General features: G+C 70.1%; 21 protein-coding genes and 3 pseudogenes. 21 read left to right on the top strand and 3 right to left on the bottom strand.

Features of this window, described 5'->3' with window-relative positions; genetic code table 11:
- Positions 1-129: 129 nt before the first annotated feature.
- Entirely contained in the window at positions 130-1,965 is a 1,836-nt protein-coding gene (locus tag B5F79_RS07295; protein ID WP_087219551.1) for an acyltransferase family protein, read from the bottom strand.
- 230 nt (positions 1,966-2,195) lie between these two features.
- Between B5F79_RS07295 and B5F79_RS07300 the strand changes: the two genes are divergently transcribed.
- From B5F79_RS07300 to B5F79_RS07400, 21 genes and pseudogenes are all read left to right on the top strand, one after another.
- Complete coding sequence (locus B5F79_RS07300) at positions 2,196-2,582, top strand: VOC family protein (protein WP_087219554.1); 387 nt, start codon at positions 2,196-2,198, stop codon at positions 2,580-2,582.
- A gap of 43 nt (positions 2,583-2,625) precedes the next feature.
- Positions 2,626-4,620: an ABC transporter ATP-binding protein gene (locus tag B5F79_RS07305; protein WP_087219557.1), complete on the top strand. Its 1,995-nt coding sequence runs from the start codon at positions 2,626-2,628 to the stop codon at positions 4,618-4,620.
- Positions 4,617-4,895, top strand: coding sequence for a hypothetical protein (locus tag B5F79_RS07310; RefSeq protein WP_087219561.1), 279 nt, complete (start codon positions 4,617-4,619; stop codon positions 4,893-4,895). Before B5F79_RS07305 ends, B5F79_RS07310 begins: the two co-directional genes overlap by 4 nt.
- A 21-nt stretch (positions 4,896-4,916) precedes the next feature.
- Entirely contained in the window at positions 4,917-5,603 is a 687-nt protein-coding gene (locus tag B5F79_RS07315) for a site-2 protease family protein (RefSeq protein ID WP_241147274.1), read from the top strand.
- Between the two features lies 1 nt (position 5,604).
- On the top strand, positions 5,605-6,447 hold the full coding sequence (locus B5F79_RS07320; protein WP_087219564.1) for a segregation and condensation protein A: 843 nt from the start codon (positions 5,605-5,607) through the stop codon (positions 6,445-6,447).
- Positions 6,444-7,100, top strand: a pseudogene (gene scpB / locus B5F79_RS07325) (SMC-Scp complex subunit ScpB); the annotation flags it as partial. The gene B5F79_RS07320 and the pseudogene scpB, both read left to right, overlap by 4 nt.
- 111 nt (positions 7,101-7,211) lie before the next feature.
- Positions 7,212-8,045: pseudogene (locus B5F79_RS07330) on the top strand (pseudouridine synthase); the annotation flags it as partial.
- Positions 8,029-8,736 (top strand): (d)CMP kinase, encoded by a 708-nt coding sequence (gene cmk / locus B5F79_RS07335; RefSeq protein ID WP_087219566.1) that lies wholly within the window; start codon positions 8,029-8,031, stop codon positions 8,734-8,736. The pseudogene B5F79_RS07330 and the gene cmk, both read left to right, overlap by 17 nt.
- Positions 8,723-9,484, top strand: coding sequence for a lysophospholipid acyltransferase family protein (locus B5F79_RS07340; RefSeq protein ID WP_087219569.1), 762 nt, complete (start codon positions 8,723-8,725; stop codon positions 9,482-9,484). Before cmk ends, B5F79_RS07340 begins: the two co-directional genes overlap by 14 nt.
- Position 9,485: 1 nt before the next feature.
- Entirely contained in the window at positions 9,486-10,328 is an 843-nt protein-coding gene (ispH, locus tag B5F79_RS07345; protein ID WP_087219572.1) for a 4-hydroxy-3-methylbut-2-enyl diphosphate reductase, read from the top strand.
- A gap of 238 nt (positions 10,329-10,566) precedes the next feature.
- Positions 10,567-11,946, top strand: coding sequence for a DUF512 domain-containing protein (locus tag B5F79_RS07350; RefSeq protein WP_087219574.1), 1,380 nt, complete (start codon positions 10,567-10,569; stop codon positions 11,944-11,946).
- Between the two features lie 122 nt (positions 11,947-12,068).
- A complete protein-coding gene (locus tag B5F79_RS07355; RefSeq protein ID WP_158094862.1) occupies positions 12,069-13,430 on the top strand; it encodes an S-layer homology domain-containing protein in 1,362 nt (453 codons plus the stop codon).
- Between the two features lie 104 nt (positions 13,431-13,534).
- Positions 13,535-14,869, top strand: coding sequence for a ribosome biogenesis GTPase Der (gene der / locus B5F79_RS07360; protein ID WP_087219580.1), 1,335 nt, complete (start codon positions 13,535-13,537; stop codon positions 14,867-14,869).
- The gene (gene plsY, locus B5F79_RS07365) at positions 14,866-15,582 is read left to right on the top strand and encodes a glycerol-3-phosphate 1-O-acyltransferase PlsY (protein WP_143786270.1); all 717 of its coding nucleotides are present in this window, start codon (positions 14,866-14,868) and stop codon (positions 15,580-15,582) included. Before der ends, plsY begins: the two co-directional genes overlap by 4 nt.
- Positions 15,579-16,616, top strand: coding sequence for an NAD(P)H-dependent glycerol-3-phosphate dehydrogenase (locus tag B5F79_RS07370; protein WP_087219583.1), 1,038 nt, complete (start codon positions 15,579-15,581; stop codon positions 16,614-16,616). The genes plsY and B5F79_RS07370 overlap by 4 nt, the downstream gene beginning before the upstream one ends.
- The gene (gene rpe, locus B5F79_RS07375; protein ID WP_206391072.1) at positions 16,616-17,293 is read left to right on the top strand and encodes a ribulose-phosphate 3-epimerase; all 678 of its coding nucleotides are present in this window, start codon (positions 16,616-16,618) and stop codon (positions 17,291-17,293) included. Before B5F79_RS07370 ends, rpe begins: the two co-directional genes overlap by 1 nt.
- A 4-nt stretch (positions 17,294-17,297) precedes the next feature.
- A complete protein-coding gene (locus B5F79_RS07380) occupies positions 17,298-18,476 on the top strand; it encodes a cysteine desulfurase family protein (protein WP_087219586.1) in 1,179 nt (392 codons plus the stop codon).
- Positions 18,477-18,491: 15 nt separating this feature from the next.
- Positions 18,492-19,217: a zinc ribbon domain-containing protein gene (locus B5F79_RS07385; RefSeq protein ID WP_087219589.1), complete on the top strand. Its 726-nt coding sequence runs from the start codon at positions 18,492-18,494 to the stop codon at positions 19,215-19,217.
- Entirely contained in the window at positions 19,214-20,449 is a 1,236-nt protein-coding gene (gene coaBC / locus B5F79_RS07390; RefSeq protein ID WP_241147275.1) for a bifunctional phosphopantothenoylcysteine decarboxylase/phosphopantothenate--cysteine ligase CoaBC, read from the top strand. The genes B5F79_RS07385 and coaBC overlap by 4 nt, the downstream gene beginning before the upstream one ends.
- A gap of 117 nt (positions 20,450-20,566) precedes the next feature.
- Complete coding sequence (locus B5F79_RS07395) at positions 20,567-21,421, top strand: deoxyribonuclease IV (protein ID WP_087219591.1); 855 nt, start codon at positions 20,567-20,569, stop codon at positions 21,419-21,421.
- Positions 21,421-23,247: an ABC-F family ATP-binding cassette domain-containing protein gene (locus B5F79_RS07400; RefSeq protein ID WP_087219594.1), complete on the top strand. Its 1,827-nt coding sequence runs from the start codon at positions 21,421-21,423 to the stop codon at positions 23,245-23,247. The genes B5F79_RS07395 and B5F79_RS07400 overlap by 1 nt, the downstream gene beginning before the upstream one ends.
- A gap of 153 nt (positions 23,248-23,400) precedes the next feature.
- Here the strand turns inward: B5F79_RS07400 and B5F79_RS11325 are convergent, their stop codons facing one another.
- Positions 23,401-23,568, bottom strand: a complete 168-nt coding sequence (locus tag B5F79_RS11325; protein WP_087219634.1) for an S-layer homology domain-containing protein — start codon at positions 23,566-23,568, stop codon at positions 23,401-23,403.
- Positions 23,569-23,588: 20 nt separating this feature from the next.
- Positions 23,589-23,774 (bottom strand): annotated as a pseudogene (locus B5F79_RS11330) (hypothetical protein); the annotation flags it as partial.
- Positions 23,775-23,835: the final 61 nt, after the last annotated feature.

Below are 23,835 nucleotides of genomic sequence, written 5' to 3' on the forward strand. Positions count from 1 at the left end.
GCGCTGCAGGGGTGCCCTATAGGCCGCACTCCGTGCAGAGAGGTGTCAAGTGCGATAGCTCACGCGCGGGATGGCGAGAAGTGCGGCCCCTCTTGACTGCTGCCGAGAAGTGCGCTCGGCCTGCGTGCTCTATCGGCCCGTGATGGCGCGGCGCAGCATCATGACGTAGGCCTCGGCCCCCTCGGGACGCAGGTGCGTGCCGTCGTCCCAGAAGTACTCGTCGTGGCCGGCGCTCTCGGCGTACCAGTCGATCACCTGCACGTTGTCGTACTGCGAGGCAACGTTCCAGAAGAGCTCGTTGTTGACGTCCTGAAGCGGCAGCGGCACGCGGGTGGTCACCAGATAGACCTTCTTGTCGGCTCCTGCGGCGTCGATGAGGGCGCGAACCTGGTCCTCGCGCGCGACGCCGTTGTTGCCAAGGGCGAAGACAACCACGCCGGCTCCGTGCCCGTCAGCGACGCACTGGTTGTAGACGTCGAGACCCGTGCCGAGCTGTCGTCCGACCTCAGAGTTCATCCAGCCGTTGGGGAACACCCGCTGGAACTCGGCCTCCGCCCCCAGGGAGACGGAGTCGCCGACGAGCAGCACCTGGGCGTCGGTGGCGCCCGTCTCCACGTCGACGTCGTAGTTGAGGCGGTTGATGGTGTCCACGGCAGAGGCGAAGGAGGTTCCCGCGAGGTAGGTGCCGGAGAGGTCGTACCCCTGCGTCTCGGGGTCGAACGCGACCCCGGACTGCCCGCCCTGCTGGTCAACGGGAACGCCCGTCTGCTCGGCCTGGATGGGGGCCACGGAGACGGCGAGCACGCCCGCGAGCGCCGCGGCCTCGAGGCCCAGGGCCAGACGCGACTGCCCAAGGGCGACGGGCGCGCCCGTGCCGCGCTCCACCAGTCGGTACGAGAGCTCCGCCGCCGCGACGATCGCCAGGAGCTCGAGCGCCCAGCCCCACCACGGGAGCTCCGTCGTGCGGGTGGCGGGGTTCATGATGAGGAGAAGCGGGTAGTGCCAGAGGTAGAGGGCGAAGCCGCGGGCGCCTGCGGCAGCGAGGGGACGCAGGCCCAGCACGCGGGAGAGAACGCTTCCGGAGGGTCGGCACACGACCCCGATGGCCACCGCCGTGAGGAGCGCCGCCAGGAACGTGCCCCCGCGGTAGGTGAACTCGGAGTAGCCGTTGAGGGTAACCATCATGACGCCGATCCCGGCGAGCGCGGCCACGCCGGCGAGGTCGTAGGCCCACGAGGGGAGGTCGATCGTCTTGCCGCGCGAGCGCCTGCCGGTTCCCTTGGCGATCCTGGCGAGGCCCCACCCGCGCCCGCGCGTCACGAGCGCGCAGAGGGCGCCCACCAGGAGCTCGGCCGCGCGCGTGTCAGGTCCGTAGTAGATGCGGTTGGTGTCTCCCATGGGGTCGTAGAGCGCGGCCATCGCCACTGCCGACGCAAGGGCGAGGACGGCCACCACCTTGATGGCGCTGGACCGCCGCCTGAAGATGCGGGAGAGCAGCAGGAGCAGGAGCGGCCAGACCAGGTAGAACTGCATCGTCACGCCCACGAACCACAGGTGCGTGAGCGGGGAGGGGAGTCCCGCCGCCGCAAAGTACGACACGTTGCGCACGATGTAGTAGATGTTCTCGAAGAAGAGGAGCGCCGGAACGGCGTCGCTCTTGACCTTGGGCAGGAGCGCGGGCGAGAAGAGCAGGCAGAGCAGCGCCACCACGCCCACGAGCACGAGCATGGAGGGCAGCATCCTCGTCACACGCCTGAGGATGAACCGCGGATAGTCGAACCCCTTGCCGCGCGAGATCTCGCGCTCGACGGAGAGGGTGATCAGGTATCCCGTGAGGACGAAGAAGACCGTCACGCCGAAGTAGCCCCCGGGAAGCCAGCTCGCGTTGGCGTGATAGACGATGATCGCCGCTATGGCGAGGATTCTCAGCCCGTCGAGGGCGGGGACCTTCCTGGTGCTCGGCATCGTTCTCGCTTTCCGCGCCCCCTGGGGACGCGCAACGTCGCTCGTTCTTCTCGTCACATTCTAGCGCCCTCGTGCGACGTCATTTCCGGCCCCACCAGAATCCCACCTCCGCGAGGCGCGGTTGAGGCGGTGCCCCGGCGCATGGGGACGGCGAGGAGGCGGCCCGTTAGGCACGCTGGGTGACGTAACAGCCGTATACTGTTCGAGTTGCACCGTCAGGGAGGAGCGCCATGCCAGCATCAGATAACCCCGTCGAGCTCTTTGGCCTCAGGCTCGCACACGTGGGCATCAACACCAACAGCCCGGAGGAGGCCGAGGCCACGGCCGACGCGCTCTGCGCCCTCATGGGCATCGAGCGCGGAGAGGGGCCGTTCCCGATCTCCTCCTTCGCCGGGACCCTCGTGGAGGTCATGAACAACGGAGGGCGCGGCGAGAAGGGCCACATAGGCCTGCACGTCGACGACGTCGAGGCCGCCGAGGCGTGGTACCGCGCCCGCGGCGTCGAGTTCAACGAGGCCTCCCGCGCCATGTGTCCGGACGACCCGGAGCGCACCTACCTCATCTACTTCAAGGAAGAGATCGCGGGCTTCGCCGTCCACATCACCGTGGCGGACTAGCCTACCGTCGCACCGTTCAACCCAGGCACCAAGGAACACGCACGTGATAGCACTCGCAGACAAGATCACCAAGTCATTTGGCGGCCGCGTCCTCTACTCGGGCGCGACGCTGCAGCTCAATGCCCAGGAGCGCTGGGCGCTCGTGGGCCCCAACGGCTCGGGAAAGACCACGCTCCTCAAGATCATCATGGGCGAGGAGGGCGCGGACGAGGGCACGGTGAGCTTTGCCAAGGACGCCACCATCGGCTACCTGGAGCAGGAGACCAAGCTCGCCGGCGAGAAGAGCGCCCTCGCGGAGGTCGTCGACTCCGCCCACGAGGTCAAGGACGTGGAGCGCCTGGTGGCCGAGCTCGAGCGCAAGATCTCCGAGACCGCCCCCGGGCCCGAGCTCGACCAGCTCCTCGAGCGCTACGGTCACGCACAGGACCGCTTCGAGCGCCTGGGCGGCTACGAGCTGGAGGCCCGCGCCAAGCAGATCCTGGGCGGCCTCGGCTTTCCCGTGGAGGACTTCGACAAGCCGGCACGTGACTTCTCCGGCGGCTGGCAGATGCGCATAGCCCTCTCCAAGCTGCTGCTGCGTCACCCCGACCTGCTGCTTCTGGACGAGCCCACCAACCACCTCGACCTCGAGAGCGTCAAGTGGCTCGAGCAGTTCCTCGCCGGCTACGACGGCGCCGTGCTGCTGGTCTCGCACGACCGCGCGTTCATGGACGCGTGCGTCTCCCACGTGGCCGCCGTGGAGAACCGCCGCATCACCACCTACACCGGAAACTACTCGAGCTACCTCAGGCAGCGCGAGGACAACCTCGAGCAGATGCGCGCCAAGCGGGCCGCGCAGGAGCGCGAGATCGCCCACATGCAGGTCTTCGTGGACAAGTTCCGCTACAAGCCCACCAAGGCGGCCCAGGCGCAGGAGCGCATGAAGAAGATCGAGCAGATCAAGAGCGAGCTCGTCATCCTCCCCGAGGGCACCAAGAAGGTGCGCTTCTCCTTTCCGGAGCCCCCTCGCACGGGCGACGAGGTCGTGAAGCTCGAGGGCGTCTCCAAGTCCTTTGGCGAGAACCACGTCTACTCGGGCGTGGACCTCACGCTGTACCGCGGCGACCACGTGGTGCTGGTGGGCCCCAACGGCGCCGGCAAGTCCACGCTCATGAAGCTCATGAACGGCAGGCTCGCGCCCGACGCGGGCAGCGTCTCCCTGGGCAAGAGCGTCACCCAGGCCTACTACGCGCAGCACCAGCTCGAGCAGCTCAACGAGGCCAACACGGTCCTCGGCGAGATGGACTCGGTCGCCGCCGGATGGACCACCTCGGAGGAGCGCAGGCTTCTGGGAGCGTTCCTCTTCCACGGCGACGACGTGGAGAAGCGCGTCTCCGTCCTCTCGGGCGGCGAGCGGGCGCGTCTGGCGCTGGCCAAGATGCTCGTGGCGCCCGACCCGCTGCTGCTCCTGGACGAGCCCACCAACCACCTGGACATCGACTCCGTGGACGTGCTCGAGCGCGCCCTCGTTGACTTTGCCGGCACGATCGTGCTGATCTCGCACGACGAGCACCTCGTGCGAGCCGTGGCAAACAAGGTCGTGGACGTGCGCGACCACAAGGTCACGGTCTACGACGGGGACTACGACTACTACCTCTTCAAGCGCGCCGAGCTCGAGGCGCGCGAGGCGGGGGAGGCCCAGTCGGCCCCGGCTCAGGGCCGCGGCACTACTCAGGCGGCCGCACCCGCTGAGCCCGCGACCACGGGAAGGAACGTCAAGACCCGCGAGCAGCGCCGCGCGGAGGCCGAGGAGCGCAACCGCAGGAACCGCGCCCTCAAGGCGGAGCGCACGCGCCTCAGGGAGGTAGAGGCGGCGCTCGAGCCCGCTCAGGCGCGCCTCAAGGAGCTCGAGGAGCTCATGGCGAGCGAGGACCTCTACAACGACGCCAAGCGCTTTGACGAGTGCATGACCGAGTACACCGCGCTCTCAAAGAAGGTGCCCGCCCTCGAGACCGAGTGGCTCGAGCTCACCGAGAAGATCGAGGGGGCGGCGCAGTGAGCCGCGCGCTGGGCGTCGTCGCCACGGCGTGCCGCGCCTTCGCGGCGGCCTACCTCGTCCTTCTCGTGCTGGACGTGCTCCTTCCCGCCGGGGCGAGGACGTGGCTCCTGGGGCTCAACGGCCTGGCGTCGAGACTCGTGCCGGGCCCGGTCTCGGGCCTCTTTGTCCTCCCGACGCCCCTGGGCGGGGCCCTGCGCGGGGACTTTGCCCTCGCTGCCGTGATTCTGCTCGCCGTCGGCTGGCTCTGCCGCCGCGTCTCGACCTCGCTGCGCTGACGCCGCGAGAGGGGAGCGCCCTTGTACTCACTCGACTACCTGCTGGGGATCGTGGTCTCCGTCCTCCTGGTCATGTTCTCCGCCATGGTCCACGAGGTCGCGCACGGCTGGGTCGCGCACCTCTGCGGCGACGACACCGCGCGCGAGGCCGGGCGCCTCACGCTGGACCCGCGGGCGCACCTGGACCCGCTGGGATCGGTCATCCTGCCCATCGCCTGCGCGCTCCTGGGCGCTCCGGTCTTTGCCTTTGCCAAGCCGGTTCCGTACAACCCCGCGCGCCTGAGGCACCCCAGGAGGGACGAGCTTCTCGTGGCGCTCGCCGGCCCCGCCTCCAACCTCCTGCAGGCCGTCCTGGGGACGGCGCTTCTGGGCGCGACCCTCGCGCTCGGACAGGGCGCGCTCACCGTCGAGATGCTCTACGGGGCGATGGACCTTCTCACGACCTACGTGTACGTGAACCTCGTCCTCTGCTTCTTCAACCTCATACCCTTCCCGCCGCTCGACGGCTCGAAGGTCGTCCTCTTCTTCCTCCCTCCCGCGGCGCGCAGGAAGTACTACGAGCTCCAGCAGTACGCGATGTTCCTGCTGCTGCTCCTGCTCTACGTTTTGCCGGGGCTCCTCCGCGTTGACCCGCTGGGCATCTATCTCAACGCCACGGCGGGAGAGACCTACGCCGCGCTCATGACGGCCCTGACGGCGGTGCTCTAGGATGTCGTACCGCGTCCGCACGCAGTCCTACTCCGGCCCCTTCGACCTTCTCCTCCAGCTGGTGACGAGGCAGAGGGTGACCATCGGCTCGATCTCGATCTCCGAGGTGGCCAACCAGTACCTGGAGGAGGTCGACCGCATGGCCGACCTCGATCTCGACGTGGCGAGCGACTTTCTCCTGGTGGCCTCCACGCTGCTGGACATCAAGGCCGCCTCCCTCGTGCCGGACGAGCCGCTCCTCAGGCGCGGGGAGCCGGAGGACGAGGAGGACGACCTCGAGAACCTCACCCCCGAGGAGGCGCGCGAGGTCCTCATAGCCCGCCTCATCGCCTACAAGCAGTTCAGGGGGGCGGGCGCGGCGCTCGGCGCCCGCATGGAGGCCGAGGGCCGCATGCACCCGCGCACCGTGGGCCCGGACCCCGAGTTCCTCGGCCTCATGCCGGACTACCTCGAGGGCATCACCCTTCGCAGCCTCGCCGTCATCTGCGCGGACATCGACTCCCGCCGCGAGACGTTCCTCCTTGAGGCGGAGCACATCGCACCGAGGAGGCTCCCGGTGGCGCTCACCATCGCCTCGGTGGACAGGCTCGTGCGCAGGCGCGGGCGCGTGACCTTCTCCGAGCTCGTGGACGGGCAGGACGACCCCGAGACCGTGGTCGCCAACTTCCTCGCCATCCTCGAGCTCTTCAAGCGCGGCCTCGTGCGCGTGCGCCAGGACGAGATCTTCGGCGAGATCGACATCGCCCACGTCGAGGGCGCCGAGGCCTACGAGCTCGACGAGTCCGTCCTCGCCGAGCTCGACTTCGACCCCACGGACGAGCTTTCGGAAGGAGACCTCTCATGAGCTCGCTCGAACGTCTTGAATCAGGCTCGCTCAAGGGCCTTCTCGAGGCCCTGCTCCTCGTCTCGGACGACTCCGTGCCCGCCACGGACCTCGCCCGCGCGACGGGGGCCGCCCCCGGGGAGGTGGCCTCGGCGCTCGCCGAGCTCTCCGCCGAGTACGCGGACGCAAACCGCGGCTTCCAGCTGCGCGAGGTGGCCGGCGGCTGGAGGCTCTTCACGCACCCCGCCTACCACGACCAGGTGGCTGACTACGTGGTCTCCTGGGACGCGCGGCGCCTCTCACAGGCCGCCCTCGAGACGCTCGCGGTCATCGCCTATCACCAGCCGGTCACGCGCGAGGGGGTGCGCGCCATCCGCGGCGTCAACTCCGACGGCGTGATCGCCTCTCTTCGCGAGAAGGGCCTCGTGCGCGAGGTCGGGCGCGACAGAGACCGCGGCCAGGCGGTCCTCTGGGGCACCACGCGGGCCTTCCTCGAGCGCTTTGGCCTCAGGAGCGTGCGCGACCTCCCGCCGCTCGAGGACTTCGCCCCGGACGAGGAGTCGCGCCGCTTCATCCGCGAGCGCCTGTCCGGGCGCTCAATGGGCTCCACCATCGAGGAGGCCGCCGAGGACATGGACGAGGAGCGCGACCTCCTGGGGGACGAGTCCCAGGACGGCTGCGTGGTCCCCGAGCGCGCAGACGCCGCCGGAGAGCCCCCCCGCCGCTGGGGAGGAGCAATGAGCGACCCCATCCGCGAGGACGGACTCTACCCCATGCGCCTGCAGCGCTTCCTCGCGCGGGCCGGCGTGGCCAGCCGCCGCGGCTCCGAGCGCCTCATGACCGCCGGGCGCGTGCGCGTGAACGGCGAGGTGGTGACCGAGCTCGGGAGCAAGGTCGACCCCGCGAGCGACGTGGTGACGGTTGACGGCATCGTCTGCGAGATCGCCGCGCGCCCCTGCCACCTCGTGCTCTACAAGCCGGCGGGCTACCTCACCACCATGAGCGACCCGTACGGCCGCCCAACGGTGGCCGAGCTCGTCCCCGTGGCGGAGCACCCCGGGCTCTACCCCGTGGGGAGGCTCGACATGGACACCACGGGCCTTCTCCTCTTCACCACGGACGGCGGCCTCGGGCAGGCGCTCCTGCACCCGTCGAGGCACGTGGAGAAGCACTACGTGGCGCTCGTCTCCGGAACCCCGTCCCCGCGCGACCTCGAGCGCCTGCGCCGCGGCGTTGAGCTCGAGAACGAGGGCGTCACGGCCCCGGCGAGGGCGGAGCTCCTGCGACCGGGCGACCCGCTCTTCTCCGTGGTGGCGCCCCGGGGCGCCGGGAGAAACGGCGCGGGCGAGAAGAACGCCGTCGTGGGCCTCACCATCCACGAGGGCCGCAAGCACCAGGTGAAGAAGATGATGCAGGCGGTGGGCCACAAGGTCCTGAGGCTCCACCGTGACGCCTTTGGCCCGCTCTCGCTTGTGAACGTGGGCGAGGGGGGCTATCGTGAGCTGACGGGGGCGGAGGCGGCCGCGCTCGAGCGGCTCGCCGAGAGGCCGGCTGGCGCGGGAGCCGCGGGCCCCGCCGCCCAGAAAAGAAGGGAAGGCACGCATGATCGTAGCCATTGACGGGCCGTCCGGCTCGGGAAAGTCCTCCGCCGCGCGCGCCGTGGCCGCGCGCTGCGGCCTCACGTACCTCGACACCGGTGCCATGTACCGCTCCGTCGCGCTCGCGTGCCTCAAGAGGGGCGTGGACCCCGACGACGCCGAAGCCGTGGCCGGGGTCGCGCGCGACGTGCGCATCGAGTTCGCCCCCGCAGGCGACGGCCAGCGCGTGCTCGTGGACGGCGAGGACGCCACGGCCGCGATCCGCACGCCCGAGGTCGAGCGCGCGGTCTCGCCCGTCTCCGCCAACCCGGCCGTGCGCGAGGCCATGGTGGCCCTCCAGCGCGCCGTGGGGGAGCGTGGCGGCGTCGTGGCCGAGGGCCGTGACATCGGGACCGTGGTCTTCCCGTCGGCCGAGGTGAAGGTCTTCCTCAGCGCCTCCCCCGAGGCCCGCGCCCGCCGGCGCGCGGTCCAGCGCGGCGGCGGAGACCTTGCCCGCGGGCGGGACGTGCCCGTGGACGCCGAGGCCGAGCGAGCCGTCCTCGAGGACCTGGTGCGTCGCGACGAGTACGACTCCACGCGCGAGGCCTCGCCGCTTCGTCCCGCAAAGGACGCCGTGCGCATAGACTCTTCCGACCTCTCTTTCGACGAGGTCGTCGACAGGATCGTCCGCCTTGTCGAGGCGGCGGAGGGAGGACCTCGTGAGCGAGCCTAGGCAGGACCAGAGGGACCAGAAGGACGAGCGGGGCGGCCGCATGCGCGCCTTCGCCGGCAACTCCTTCGACGACTACTACGACCACGCCCTCTGCGAGCACCCGCTGCCGGGTCGCCTTCTCATCGGCGCGGTCGTCCGCATCCTGTGGGTCGTGACCAAGCTCCTCTGGCCCTGGAGGCTCGAGCGCGCGGAGCTCCTCCTCGACGACCCGCGCGGCAGGGTCGTCATCATGAACCACGAGTCCATGCTCGATCCCGTCGTCGCCGTGGTGAGCATGTGGATGGCGCACGTCCCCGTGCGCATCGTCTACAAGAGCGAGTTCGACAAGATCCGTCCCGCCACCTGGCTCTTCTCCCGCGCGGGCGGCTTCCCCGTTGAGCGCGGAACGGCCGACATGAAGACCGTCCGCCGCGCCCGCGCCATGCTCCAGCGCGGCGAGTGCGTGCTCATCTACCCCGAGGGCACCCGCGTGCGCAGCGACGCCGAGGCCAAGAGCCACGGAGGCTACGCCATCATGGCGCAGCTCGCCAAGGCGCCGGTGCAGCCGCTTGCCATCATCGGCGCGCGTCACCTGCGGTTCCGCCAGCGCGTGGTCATGCGAGCGGGCGAGCCCATCGAGTGGGGCGAGCTCTCGCACCTCAAGCGCAAGGAGCAGGTGGCCGAGATGGAGCGCCTGGGCATGGAGCGCGTCTACGAGCTGCGCGACGCCCTGCGCGCGGAGAACCCCGGCGTCGAGGAGGTGGCCTAGCGTGGCCCAGATCCGCGTCGCGCGCGAGGCCGGTGCCTGCTACGGCGTGGAGCGCGCCCTGCGCATGGTGGAGGAGGCCGCAGACCGCGCCTCCGGGCGCGTGCACACCCTGGGGCCCCTCATCCACAACCCGCGCGTGGTCGCAGACCTCGCGGCGCGCGGCGTGGACGCCGTGGACGCCCCCGAGGACGCCGCCGGCGACGTGCTGCTCCTGCGGACGCACGGCACCGTTCCCGAGGAGGAGGCCCGCGCCCGCGAGCTCTGCTCGGGCGTGCTCGACGCCACGTGCCCCTTCGTGAAGAAGGTCCACCAGGCCGCCGAGCGGCTCTGCGCCGAGGGCTACCGCGTCGTCGTGGTGGGGGAGGCCGGGCACCCCGAGGTGGAGGCCACGCTCCCGCACGCACCCGGCGCCGTGGTGGTGGGCTCCGCCGAGGAGGCCGCCGCGCTCCCGCGCGCGCACAAGGTCGGCGTCGTGGTTCAGACCACGGCCCGGCGGGCCCTTCTCGCCGAGGTCGTCGGCGCCCTTCTGGGCGTCGCGGACGAGGTCCGCGTGATGAACACGATCTGCGAGGCAACGGCCGGCCACCAGGCCGCCGCCGAGGAGCTCGCGCGCGAGGCGGACGTCATGGTGGTCATTGGAGGGCGCATCTCCGCCAACACCACGCGCCTGGCGGAGATCTCCGCCGCGAGCTGCCCGCGCACGTACCACGTCGAGGGCGCGGACGAGCTCAGGGCGGAGTGGTTCGACGGCGCCGGCGTCATCGGCATCACCGCGGGGGCGAGCACGCCCGCGAGCCAGATCGAGGCCGTTCGCGCGCGCATCGGGGAGCTCGTGGGGGAGTAGCTCGTTCTTCTCGGTGCCTCTCCTCTTGAAGGGCTCTGCGGGCGTCGCATTGCGATCACCATGTTTCTCCGGACAAAACAGGGGTCTCAACGGCGGCATAGTGTCCGTAGAAACATGGTGAGTGAATCGATGTGGCGCAGCCGTGTGTCGTCGGGAGGGCGGTGCCGCGGTCCCCCGCCGTGTGTCACAATCGCTGTTGAGAAGAACCGTCGAGAAGAACTGCGTGGGGGAGCAAGCGATGGCAGAGCAGAAGCGCGCCGACTACGCGTCCACGAGGCCGCAGGCCATGGGCGCGTGGGTCGCTGCCGTCGAGGAGGGGAGCCCCGCGTGGGAGGCGGGCATCGAGCCCGGCATGCGCATCGTGTCCGTCAACGGAGTCGAGCCCCGCGACATCATCGACTGGCGCTGGGAGGCGGACGGGGGCGTCTGCGAGCTCGAGGTGCTCGATCCGCGCGACGGCACCGTGACCCCCTGCGAGCTCTGGCGCGAGCCCGGCCAGGACTGGGGGATCGACTTCACCGACGTGCTGTTCGACGGAATCCGCACCTGCGTGAACGCGTGCCAGTTCTGCTTCATGGCGATGCTGCCGCCCGAGGCTCGCTCCACGCTCACGCTGCGCGACGACGACTACCGCCTCTCCTTCCTCCAGGGGAACTTCGTCACGCTCACCAACGTGACGGACGAGGAGGCCGAGCGCATCGTGACCTGCGGCCTCTCGCCCATGAACGTCTCCATTCACGCCGTCACGCCGGAGGTGCGCCGCAGCCTCATCGGGCGGCGCGCTGACCGCGGCATCGAGGTGCTCGAGCGGCTGCTCGCGGGCGGCATCGAGGTGCACGCGCAGATCGTGCTCTGCCCCGGCATCAACGACGGTGACGAGCTCACGGCCACGCTCGACTGGATCGAGGCTCGCCCGGGCATCACCTCGCTCGCCGTCGTCCCGCTGGGTTACACCAAACACTCGCGACGCTTCCACAGCTCGTACTCGGACGACGTCGAGGCATCGCGCGCCGTGGTGCGTCTCATCGAGCCCTATCAGCAGCGCGCCCGCGAGACGCTGGGCATCACGCGCTTCCAGCTCTCCGACGAGTTCTACGTGGACGCGCGGCTCCCCGTGCCCCCGGCCGAGACCTATGACGGGTACCCCCAGTTCTATGACGGCATTGGCATGCTGCGGAGCTTTTTGGATGAGGTCGAGCTCGTGGCGGCCGAGCGTCCCCGGGACGTCGCCTCCGTCTGCCGCGGGCTCGCCGAGAAGGACCTCGAGGCGCTCCTGGTGTGCGGGGAGGCAGCGGAGGACACCTTTGCCGCCCTCTGCCGCGCGCTCTCCCCGGAGGGTCGCGTGTCGCCACGCTCCATCCGCAACGACTACTTTGGCGGGGACGTCAACGTGACGGGGCTCATCGTGTCCGAGGACCTGCTCGCGCAGCTGCCCGCCGACCTGCGGGGCACGCTCGTCGTCCTCCCCGAGGTGATGTTCAACTTCGACCGTCTCACGCTCGACGGGGACGAGCAGGTCCGCATCCTCGAGGAGCTTTCCTCGCGCGGCGCCCGGGTGGGGGTCTGCGTGCCCAGCCCGGGAGACATTCTCGACTGCCTCCTTGGCCTGCTGGCATAGCGCCGTCTGGGTCCCTCAGGAATCTCGAGCTTTTCGGGAGGATGTCTTGCCGCGACGGCCCGACGGCCTGTCGCGGGTACAATCGGTCGGACGCTTTTCCGCCGCCCGTTTGGAGGCCACACGTGAGCAATCGCCATGCCGCAACATGCGCCGCGCTGGCGCTCGTCCTTCTCGCCAGTCCCGTCGCCGCGCTCGCGGAGGGCGCGTCCGTCTCGTGCGCGGTCGTGGACCGCGCGGACTTCTACGAGCCCGCTGGGGACGCCGCCGTCACCCTCATGTCAGCCCGCAAGGAGCTCGTGCAGATCTCCGACGAGATGAAGTACTTCACCAAGTACGAGAGCCACGGTAACTACGACCAGGGCTTCTCGTACGGTGACGGCTACAACGCGCTGGGCTACTACCAGTTCGACCGCCGCTACAGCCTTATCGGCTTCCTCAGGTACTGCCTCTCCTACGACTCTCAGAAGTACGCGATGCTCGCCCCCGTGGTCGAGCGCGCCGCCGAGGTCTCCGACGGCTCCGTCCCCATGTATGCGAACGGTGCCCTCACCGAGGTGGGCGCCCTCGCGGAGGGCGCCTGGCACCAGGCCTACGCCACGGACCCGGCCGAGTTCTCGCTCCTGCAGGACAACTACGCCTACGACAACTACTACGCCCTCACCGAGAGCTACCTCCGCTCGCGCGGCATCTCCATGGAGGGGCGCGCGGACTGCGTGAAGGGCCTCGTCTGGAGCATGACCAACCTCTTTGGCGGCGGCGGGGTGCGCTGGTTCCTCGACGCGGCTGACCTTAGCAACGACCTTACGGACCGCGAGTTCGTCAACCGCATCTGCGACGCCGTGGTGGACAACATCGCGGCGCGCTACCCCTCCCAGCCGCAGTACCACGAGGGCTGGATCAGGCGCTACGAGAACGAGCGCGCCGACTGCCTCTCCATGCTCCCGGAGGACGGGGGCACCGGCTTCGTGGACGTGAGCACGGGGGATTGGTTCTGCGACGCCGTCCAGTGGGTGTCCGACAAGGGGTTCATGACGGGCTACGGCGACGGCTCGGGCAAGTTCGGTCCCTATGACAAGGTCTCTCGAGCCCAGATGGCAATGGTGCTCTGGAACTACGCCGACAACCCCTCGACGGGCGTCTCCGGCCTGCCCTCCGACTGCGACGGCACCGCCTTCTACGCCAAGGCGCTCTCCTGGGCATTGGGGTGCGGCTACGTAACCGGCTACGATTTCGGGCTCTTTGGTCCGGAGGACGGGCTCACGCGGGAGCAGGCGGTGACCATTCTCTGGCGCTACTTCGGCTCTCCCTCGGCGAGCGCCGACCTTTCGGCCTATCCTGACTCGAGCTCCGTCTCCGCGTTCTCCCGCGCCGCCATGCAGTGGGCGATCTCGAAGGGGGTCATCAAGGGCACGTCCGAGGGCAAGCTCGCCCCCCAGGACACCTGCACCCGCGCCGAGCTCGCCGCGATCCTCATGCGTCTCTGACGCGCGCGCGTCTGGGCACCACTGTGGGGATTTGACGCGCTCACGGCGCAAATCCTACCGCTCGTGGTACGCTAGCTGCACCAATGGAATAGCAAGGAGACAAGATGCCCAAGCCCGTAGTCGCCGTGGTCGGCCGCCCCAACGTCGGCAAGTCCACGCTCGTCAACCGCATTGCGGTGAGCCGCGACGCCATCGTCCACGAGTCGCGCGGCGTCACGCGCGACCGCTCGTACCATGACGCAGACTGGAACGGTCGAGACTTCACCCTCATCGACACCGGCGGCATCGAGTCCGTCAAGTCCAAGGACGTCTTCGCGCCGCGCATCCGCGAGCAGGCCCTCATGGCCTGCGAGGAGGCAGACGTCATCGTGTTCGTGGTGGACGGCACCACCGGCGTGACCGATGAGGACGAGGAGGTCGCGCGCGTGCTGCGCCGCCAGGACAAGCCCGTCTTCCTCGTTGTCAACAAGAAGGACGACCCCTCCGCCGAGCAGGACGGCCTCTGGGACTTCTACGCCCTCGGCGTGGGCGAGCCGCGCCCCATCTCCGCCGGCCACGGCCACGGCACGGGGGACCTCCTGGACGAGATCGTGGACGCCCTGCCCGAGCCCACCGAGGAAGAGGCCGAGGACGACATGCTCTCCCTTGCCATCGTGGGCAGGCCCAACGTGGGCAAGTCCAGCCTCGCCAACCGCCTCGCCAACAAGAAGCGCTCCATCGTCAGTGACGTCGCGGGCACCACGCGCGACGCCATCGACACCGTGATCGAGTGGAAGGGCCAGCCCATCCGCCTCGTGGACACGGCCGGCATGCGCAAGAAGACCCAGGTCCACGAGGACGTGGAGTACTACAGCCTCGTACGCGGCCTGCAGGCCATCGACCGCGCCGACGTGTGCCTGCTCGTCGTGGACGCCACGGTGGGCGTGACCGAGCGGGACCAGAAGGTCGCCGGCATGGCCATAGACCGCGGCTGCGGCCTCGTGCTCGTGCTCAACAAGTGGGACCTCGTGGAGACCGAGCAGCAGCGCGACGAGATCGTCGCCTCCATCGACAAGCGCCTCGCCTTCGCGCCCTGGATCCCCACCGTGAACGTCTCCGCCCTCACCGGCCGCGCCACGGACAAGGTCCTCGCGCTCGCCGTGCGCGCCGCCGAGGCGCATGCGTGCCAGCTGAGGACCGTCGAGCTCAACGACCTTCTCGCCGAGATCCGCGAGGGCGGCCACACGCGCAGCGAGCGCGGGCGACGCCTCAAGATCCAGTACGCCACGCAGACGGGCTCCAAGCCGCCGGTCATCTCCTTCTGGTGCAACGCGCCCGACCTGGTGGACGACAACTTCGAACGCTTCCTCGAGAACCGCCTGCGCGCCCGCTTTGACCTGACGGGCACGCCCGTGCGCCTCAAGTTCCGCCGCAAGTCCGAGGGGGGCGACCGCGCGTGAGCGAGCTTACCCTCTGGACCGCGGTCTTCGCCGCGGGGGCATACCTCGTGTGCGGCATACCCTTCGGCCTGATCGTGGCCATGCTCATGGGCCACGTGGACGTGCGCACCGTGGGCTCGGGCAACATCGGGACCACCAATGTCGCGCGCTCGGTGGGCAAGGGGGCAGCCGGCCTCACGCTGCTCCTGGACGCCGCCAAGGGCCTCGTGTGGATGCTCGTGTCCCGCTGGGCCATCGCCGCGCTCGCCCTGGGGGGAGACGTCGCCTCGCTCGACCACACCACCTCCTTCGGGGCCGCGCTCTCCGTGGTCTTCCTGGGCTGCATCCTGGGGCACGTTTTCAGCCCGTACCTTCGCTTCCATGGCGGGAAGGGCATCGCCGTGGGGTTTGGCGCCGCCCTTGGGCTCTACTGGCCCATCGGCGTGGGCCTTCTCGCTCTCTTCCTCGTGCTCGTGATCCCCACGCGCTACGTCTCGCTCGGCTCGATCGTGGCCGCGGCGTCGCTCCCCGTGTGGTGCGTCGTCTTTGGCTTCCCGGCGGTCTCCGTGGCGCCCGTCGCCCTTGCGGCCGTCGTGGTGATCTGGTCTCACCGCGAGAACGTGCGCCGTCTCCTCCACGGAGAGGAGCGCCGCTTCGCCTTCCACAAGAAGGGCGAGAAGAACGAGCCCTCCGCGCCAGCCGGCGACGGCCGTGACGAGGGAGCCGCAAGGTGAGCGGCGTCGGGCGCGTTGCCGTCATAGGCTCGGGCTCCTGGGGCACCGCCATGGCGGGGCTCCTTTCCGCCCGCGCCCGCGAGGTCATGCTCTGGTGCCGCGACCCCGAGCTCGCGGCCACCGTCACCCGAACCCGCAAGAACCCGCGCCACCTCACGGACTACGAGCTTCCCGCCAACGTGACGGCCACCTCTGACCGTGCCGCCGCCGTCGAGGGCGCCGAGGTCGTGGTCATGGCCGCCCCCTCTGCCTACCTCCGCTCCACCTGCCGTGACTTCGCGCCGCTCGTGCCCGCGGACGTTCCCGTTCTCGTGCTCACCAAGGGCGTCGAGCGCGGGACCGGCGAGCTCATGGTGGACGTCGTGGCCGACGAGCTGGGCGGCCGCGAGCGCGTGGCCGCGCTCTCCGGCCCCAACCACGCCGAGGAGGTCTGCCTGGGCAAGCTCTCGGCCGCCGTCCTGGCATGCCAGAGCCAGGAGGTTGCCCTCGGGCTCCAGGGGCTTCTCGTCACCCCGTCCTTCAGGGTGTACGTCTCCCAGGACGTGACGGGCGTGGAGATCTGCGGCGCCGTCAAGAACGTCGTGGCCATCGCCTGCGGCGCCGCCGTGGGCTTTGGGGCCGGGGACAACACTCTCGCCGTCATCATGACGCGCGGCCTGGCGGAGATCGGTCGCGTGTCCGCCGCGCTGGGGGCCGATCCCCTCACGCCCATGGGGCTCGCCGGCATGGGCGACCTCGTGGCCACCTGCACCTCGCGCCACTCGCGCAACCGTACCTTTGGCGAGGCGCTCGCACGAGGCGAGACCCTCGAGGAGTTCGAGGCGCGCACCCACACCGTGGTCGAGGGCGCCCGGGCCGCGGAGAGCGTCCTTTCCCTCGCGCGCGAGCACGGCGTGGAGGTTCCCATCACGAGCGCGGTCCACGCCGTTCTGAACGACGGCGTCAACGTGCTCGACGCAACGGACCAGCTGCTGGGAAGACGTCCCAGCGAGGAGTTCTACGGCATCGCAGACCAGGAGAAGGGGAGGGACTGATGCTCAACGAGATCAAGATCGCGCCCTCGGTGCTCTCCGCGGACTTCACCCGCCTTGGGCAGGAGGTCGCGGACGTCTCAACCGCGGACATGATTCACTACGACGTCATGGACGGGCACTTCGTGCCCAACATAAGCTTTGGCTTCGACGTGCTGCGCGCGGTCAAGGCCTCGACGGATCTTCCCGTGGACGTGCACCTCATGGTCACGAACCCGGACGAGATGGTCGAGAAGTTCCTCGACGCCGGCGCGGACTACGTCTCCTTCCACTACGAGGCCACGGCGCACGCCAACCGCCTCGTCCAGCTCATCCACGACCGCGGCGCCAAGGCCTCGATCGCCATCAACCCCGCCACGCCCGTGTGCCTGCTCGACCCTATCATCGACGACCTGGACATGGTGCTCGTGATGACGGTGAACCCGGGCTTTGGTGGGCAGTGCTTCATCGAGAGCTCCGTGCGCAAGCTCCGCCGCCTGAGGCGCCTCTGCGAGGAACACGGCGTGAGGCCGCTCGTCGAGGTCGACGGCGGCATCGTGGCCAGGACCGCCGCTGAGGTCGCGGGCGCGGGCGCCAACGTGCTCGTTGCCGGCAGCTCCGTGTTCGGCGCGCCGGACCGCGCCGCCGCCATCGACGCGCTGCGGCGCTCCGCGCAGGCGGCCTCGGGGAAGCGGGCGTAGCACCGTGCCCCACAACGTGACCTACCTCGACTACGCCGCCTCCGCGCCGCTCAGGCCCGAGGCCCTGAACGCGATGCGCGCCTACGACGAGGCGCCTTACGCGGGCGCCAATCCCAACTCGCTCCACACGCTCGGGCGCTCCGCCGCCCGCGCGCTCGACGGGGCGCGTGCGGACCTCGCCCGCTGCCTCGGCGGCGGGCTCAGGCCCTCGGACGTCATCTTCACCTCAGGCGGAACCGAGTCCAACAACCTCGCCGTCATCGGCCTTGCCGAGGGCGCTCGCGCGCGGAGCTCCAGGCGCTCCACGGTGGTGCTCTCCGCGATCGAGCACGACTCGGTGCTCGACCTCGCGCCCGCCCTCAGGGGCCGCGGCTTCGAGGTGAGGCTCGCGCGGCCCGACGCCACGGGCGTTGTGCGCCCCACGGAGCTCGAAGCCCTTCTCGACGACACCTGCGCCCTCGTCTCCGTGATGTACGCTAACAACGAGACGGGCGCCGTCCAGCCCGTGCCCGAGCTCGCCCGCGCCGCGCACCGCGCCGGCGCCGTGTTTCACACCGACGCCGTCCAGGCCTTCGGGCACGTGCCGCTCGAGCTTGCGGACGTTGACGCCGTGAGCGTGGCCGCGCACAAGCTGGGCGGACCGGTGGGCGTGGGAGCGCTTGCCGTGCGCGGGCGCGTGCCGCTGCGCCCCCTCACGCTGGGCGGCGGGCAGGAGCGCGGGCTTCGCGCTGGAACCCAGGACGTCCGCGGCGCGCTTGCCTTCGCCGCCGTCGCGCGCGCCCTCTGCGCCGGGCTCGAGCCCACGCGCGCCGCGGTCTCGGGGCGCGCCCGGGCGCTCGTCGCACGCGCCTGCCTCCCGGGCTCGGGCGTCACGCCCACCCTTGCGGACGACGCCACGGACAGGCTCCCCGGCATCGTGAGCCTGCTCGTCGACGGTCTGGACTCCGAGACCCTCGTGCTCGCGCTCGACCAGGAGGGCTTCGAGGTTTCGGCGGCATCCGCCTGCTCCTCCGGCTCCCTCGACGCGAGCCACGTCCTCACCGCCATGGGGATACCGCGCGACCGCGCCCTCGGGTCGCTGCGCGTCTCCTTTGACGAGCGCGTGCCCCAGGAGGATCTCGACCGCTTTGCCGATGCGCTACTTAGGATCGTCGCCGACCGCGCCGGTGCGCGGCGGCGCTGACAGGAGATAAGAGACATGACAGAAGCCACCGCCCTTCTTTCCCTGCAGGACCTGGACATCCGCCTGCTCAAGTGCGCCTCCACCCTCGCCGCCATGCCGCAGCGGGCGCGCCTCAAGACCATCGACCTTGCCCGCAAGAAGGTCTCCTCCGAGCTCACGGGCATCGTGGGCCAGCGCAAGGACGCAGAGCTCGAGATTGCCGACATCCGCGAGAACCTCGCGCACTACCACGAGAAGACCGCCGAGGTCCAGGCCGCCGCGGACGAGGGCCAGCACACCCACCGCGAGATTCGCGACTTCGAGCAGCAGCTGACCTCGCTCGCCAAGCGCATCGAGAAGTGCGAGTTCGCCCTCGGCCCCGCCAAGGAGCGCCTCGAGCGCCTGGCCCGCGCCGAGCGCAACGCGCGCCTCACGGCCGAGCGCCTCGACTCCGAGCGCGACGCCACCCAGGCCTCGCTCGACGCCGACTCCAAGTCCCTCCGCGCGGAGATCGTCGACCTCACCCACCAGCGCGAGCGCGCCGCAGCCGAGGTCTCCGAGGCGCACCTCGCCGCCTACGAGGTCGCCCGCAAGCGCTTCAAGGGGCTTGCCGTGGAGCGCCTGGTGGGCAACGTGCCGAGCGTCTGCCGCGTCAAGCTCCAGCCGAGCTCCTTCCACGACCTCGCCCACGGGGACGAGATCACGGAGTGCCCGTACTGCCACCGCATCCTCATAACGTCCGAGGAGGTCGAGGGGGAGTGAGCCAGGTAAACGTGAGGAGGCCGCGCGTCCTTCTCGCCGTCTGCGGGGGCATCGCCGCCTACAAGGCCTGCGAGGTCCTGCGAGGCCTCCAGAAGGCCGGCTGCGACGTGCACGTGACCATGACCGAGGACGCGGAGCGCTTCGTGGGCGCGACGACCTTCGAGGCGCTCTCCGGCGCCCCCGTGGCCACCTCCCTCTACGGGCACCCCGGCACGCCCATCCCGCACATCGAGCTCGCGCACTGGGCGGACGTCGCCGTGGTGGTCCCCGCCACCGCCAACGTCCTTGCCAAGATGACGCACGGCATCGCCGACGACTGCCTCACGACCACGCTCCTTGCGTGCTGGGGCTGCTGCCCCGTGCTGGTGGCCCCCGGCATGAACGTTCACATGTGGCAGAACCCCGCGACCCTTGCCAACGTGGCGACGCTCTGCGATCGCGGCGTCCGGGTGATCGGACCCGACTCCGGGCACCTCGCCTGCGGCGAGGACGACACAGGCAAGCTCGCACCCGTGGACGAGATCGTGGCCGTGACCGTTGCCGCCCTGCACCGCGACTTCCGCGAGCGGCTCCTCGTCTCCGACCTCGCCGGCCGCGAGATCGTGATCACCGCCGGCCCCACGCACGAGGCCATCGACCCCGTGCGCTACATCGCCAACGCCTCCACCGGCAAGATGGGCTTTGCCCTCGCGCAGGTGGCGCGCGCCCGCGGCGCGATCGTGCGCCTCGTGGCGGGCCCGTGCTCGCTGGCCACGCCGTCCGGCGCGCTGCGGACGGACGTGACCTCCGCGGCGGAGATGCACCGCGTGGCGATCGGGGCCTTCGAGCACGCCGACGCCGCGATCTGCTGCGCCGCCGTGGCCGACTATACGCCCGTCGCGCCCGCGGACCACAAGCTCAAGAAGGCCGCCGAGCACCTGGACGCCATCGAGCTCACGGAAACGGCCGACATCCTTGCGGACCTCTGCGCGCGAAAGGGGGAGCGCGTTGTCGTGGGCTTTGCAGCCGAGACCGACGCCCTCCTCGCCCATGCCTCGGAGAAGCTCCGCCGCAAGGGCGCCGATCTCATCGTGGCCAACGACGTGAGCCGTCCCGAGTCCACCTTCGGCGCGGACACCAACCGCGTGGCCCTGGTGAGCGCGGAAGGCATCGAGCAGCTGGAGACCCTGCCGCTGCCCGCCGTGGCCGACGCGATCCTCGACCGCGTGGCCGCCCTGTTGGAGAGTCGCTAGCGCCCGGCGCGGGCGGCGTCGGGGCTCCACACCTGTTAGTTGGGGACAGTCCCCAATTTGCACAAAAGCTTTATGTGAATTGGGGGCTGTCCCCAATTTGCAGACCAAGGAGACGAGATGCCCGAGCTCAAGATAGGCTGCCACCTCTCGACGTCGAACGGATACGCCGCGATGGCGGCAGACGCCGTCTCCATAGGCGCCACCACCTTCGCGTTCTTCACGCGCAACCCGCGCGGAGGCAACGCCCGCGCGCTCGATGACGACGACCTCTCCGCGTTTCTCGCCACGCTGGGGGAGCGCGGAATCGGTCCGCTCGTGGCGCACGCGCCCTACACCTACAACCTCTGCTCCGCCAAGCCCGAGACCGTGGAGTTCGCACGGCGAGCGATGCGCGAGGACCTCGAGCGCATGGAGCGCATGCCCGGCCACCTCTACAACTTCCACCCTGGCAACCACGTCAAGCAGGGCGCGGACGAGGGAATCCGCCTCATCTGCGAGGGCCTGAACGAGGTGCTCGAGCCCGGGCAGGCCACCATGGTCCTCCTGGAGACCATGGCCGGCAAGGGCACCGAGGTCGGGCGCAGCTTCGAGGAGCTCGCGCGCATCATCGAGGGCGTCGAGCACGACGAGCTGCTGGGAGTCTGCCTGGACACCTGCCATGTGGCGGACGCGGGCTACGACATCGTGGGCGACCTCGACGGGGTGCTCGACGAGTTCGACCGCGTGATCGGGCTCGACCGCCTGCGCGCGCTCCACCTCAACGACTCCAAGAACCCTCTCGGCAGCCACAAGGACCGCCACGAGAGGATCGGCGCCGGCACGCTCGGCCTCGAGACCTTCCGCGCCGTGGTGACCAACCCGCGCCTCGCGGGCCTGCCCATGGTGCTGGAGACCCCGCAGGCGGGCCTCGACGGCTGGGCCTCGGAGATCGCGCTCCTGCGCGGGCTCGCATCTGGGGAGGCGATCGAGTAATGGGAATCCTCATAGGACTCGAGCACGTGGGCCACGAGTGGCCAGGCAAGCGCGTGCTGGAGGATCAGACCATAGGCATCAACGAGGGCGAGCGCATCGGCATCGTGGGTCGCAACGGGGACGGCAAGTCCACGCTGCTGGAGATCGTTGGCCACGTGCTGGAACCGGACTCCGGCACCGTCACCTGGCGGCGCAACCTCTCCGTGGGCTACCTCGGGCAGGCGGACCGCCTGGACGACTCGGACCCCGTGCGCCGCGCGATCTTTGGGGACGTGCCGGAGTACACCTGGGCCTCGGACGCCCGCATCCGCGCGATCCTGGACGAGCTCGTGGGCGACCTCGACCTCGACGGCGCCGTGGGCGAGCTCTCCGGCGGCCAGCGCCGCCGCGTGGACCTCTGCCGCGTGCTCTGTCACACCTGGGACGTCATCCTCATGGACGAGCCCACCAACCACCTGGACCTCGCGGCAATCGAGTGGCTGGCGGCACACCTCAAGCGCCGCTGGCCGGCGGGGGAGGGCGCGCTCCTGGTGGTTACGCACGACCGCTGGTTCCTCGACGAGGTCTGCGAGCACATGTGGGAGGTCCACGACCGCCGCATAGAGCCCTTCGAGGGCGGCTACTCCGCCTACATCCAGCAGCGCGTGGAGCGCGAGCGCCAGGCCGCCGTCATGGAGGAGCGCCGGCAGAACACCCTGCGCAAGGAGCTCAACTGGCTCGCTCACGGCGCCAAGGCCCGCACGAGCAAGCCCAAGTTCCGCATCGAGGCGGCCCGCGCGCTCATTGCCAACGACCCGCCGCTCAGAAACCCGCTCGAGCTCAAGCGCCTGGCCGTGAGCCGCCTGGGCAAGCAGGTCATCGAGATGAAGGGCGTGAGCTTTGCCTACCCCGGGGGTCCCAACGTGATCGAGGGGGTGGACTGGCTCATCGGCCCCGGCGACCGCTACGGCATCCTCGGCGCCAACGGCGCGGGAAAGTCCACGCTGCTCGCCCTCATGACGGGTGCGCTAGCCCCGTCCTCGGGAACCGTGAAGATCGGCGCGTCCGTGCGCTTTGGCTTCATGAGCCAACACCTCGACGCGCTGGGCGAGAAGAACGACTGGCGCGTGCTCGAGGTCCTCGGCCGCTACAAGCGGAGCTACCTCGTGGGCGGCAAGATGCAGAGCCCCACGCAGCTCATCGAACGCCTGGGCTTCGAGCAGCGCGAGCTTACGAACTTCATCAAGGACCTCTCCGGCGGCCAGCGCAGGCGCCTGGCGCTCCTGTGCGTCATCCTGGAGGAGCCCAACGTGCTCGTGCTGGACGAGCCGGGCAACGACCTCGACACGGACATGCTCGCCGTGATGGAGGACCTGCTCGACAGCTGGCCGGGCACGCTGCTCGTAGTCTCCCACGACCGCTACCTCATGGAGCGCGTGACCGACGACCAGTTCGCGCTCATTGACGGCCACGTGCGCCACGTGCCCGGCGGCGTAGACGAGTACCTGCGCCTCCTTGCGGCTGCCGAGAAGGACGCGGAGTCGCAGGCCTCCCCGGTCTCGGGCGAGCCCGCCGGCCCTTCTCGCCCCGCGGCGGCGGCGAACGGCAGCGGGCTCTCCAACCAGGAGCGCCGCGAGCTCAAGAAGCGCTTCGACGCGGTGGCCCGGCGCCTGGAGAAGACCGCCGGCGACCCCGACCGCCTGCGCGCGGAGATGGCGGGCGTTGACGCGAGCGACTACGCCGCCCTCATGGCCGCGCAGGAGGCGCTCGACGCGTGCCTGGCCGAGCGCGAGGCCCTCGAGGACGAGTGGCTGGAGCTCGCGGACCGGCTGGGGCTGGACGTGTAGCGACCCTGCAAAGGGGGCAGGCACTTCTGCACGGCTTACGCGGCGATAGGAGCGAGCGATAAGAACGAGAAAGAGCTTCTGCCACTTCTCCGGCCCCAACCGGGCGGATTGTTGGCAGAAGCTCTTGCTCGGTGATTGGGCCGCAGCGGAGGCTTAGCTCACCGTCACGAGCCTCATGAGTATCGCCGCCATCTCGGCGCGAGTCACGGCGCGCCCGGGCTCGAGGAGCCCCTCGCCGGTGCCGCGCAGGACGCCCTCGGAGACCGCCCAGCGAAGGCGGAGAGGTCGGCGTCGGCCTCGGGCTCGCCCGCGAGGCGCCAGAGGACGGTGGCCATCTCAGCACGTGAGAGCGAGGCCTCGGTCCCAAAGAGGCCGGTGCCGTCGCCGTAGCCCGTCATGGCGCCGTCAAGCCATGCCCACCGGACGGCCTCGGAGTACCACTGGCCCTCGGCGGCGTCGGGGAAGGGAAGCGCGTGGGAGCGGGAGTCCAGCGCGAGCAGCCACAACGACGCGTGGTCGATCCGCATGCGAGCACTCGTAGCGCAGCATGCTCGCGGCGGCGTCTAGCTCAGGAGACAACCCCCCCCC

This window comes from Olsenella sp. An285, assembly GCF_002159625.1.
Taxonomy (GTDB): Bacteria; Actinomycetota; Coriobacteriia; order Coriobacteriales; family Atopobiaceae; genus Thermophilibacter; species Thermophilibacter avicola.

Coding starts and splice junctions, on each gene's coding strand:
- B5F79_RS07295 (WP_087219551.1), bottom strand. CDS start 1,965: ATGCCGAGCACCAGGAAGGTCCCCGCCCTCGACGGGCTGAGAATCCTC.
- B5F79_RS07300 (WP_087219554.1), top strand. CDS start 2,196: ATGCCAGCATCAGATAACCCCGTCGAGCTCTTTGGCCTCAGGCTCGCA.
- B5F79_RS07320 (WP_087219564.1), top strand. CDS start 5,605: ATGTCGTACCGCGTCCGCACGCAGTCCTACTCCGGCCCCTTCGACCTT.
- cmk (WP_087219566.1), top strand. CDS start 8,029: ATGATCGTAGCCATTGACGGGCCGTCCGGCTCGGGAAAGTCCTCCGCC.
- B5F79_RS07350 (WP_087219574.1), top strand. CDS start 10,567: ATGGCAGAGCAGAAGCGCGCCGACTACGCGTCCACGAGGCCGCAGGCC.
- der (WP_087219580.1), top strand. CDS start 13,535: ATGCCCAAGCCCGTAGTCGCCGTGGTCGGCCGCCCCAACGTCGGCAAG.
- rpe (WP_206391072.1), top strand. CDS start 16,616: ATGCTCAACGAGATCAAGATCGCGCCCTCGGTGCTCTCCGCGGACTTC.
- B5F79_RS07385 (WP_087219589.1), top strand. CDS start 18,492: ATGACAGAAGCCACCGCCCTTCTTTCCCTGCAGGACCTGGACATCCGC.
- B5F79_RS07395 (WP_087219591.1), top strand. CDS start 20,567: ATGCCCGAGCTCAAGATAGGCTGCCACCTCTCGACGTCGAACGGATAC.
- B5F79_RS07400 (WP_087219594.1), top strand. CDS start 21,421: ATGGGAATCCTCATAGGACTCGAGCACGTGGGCCACGAGTGGCCAGGC.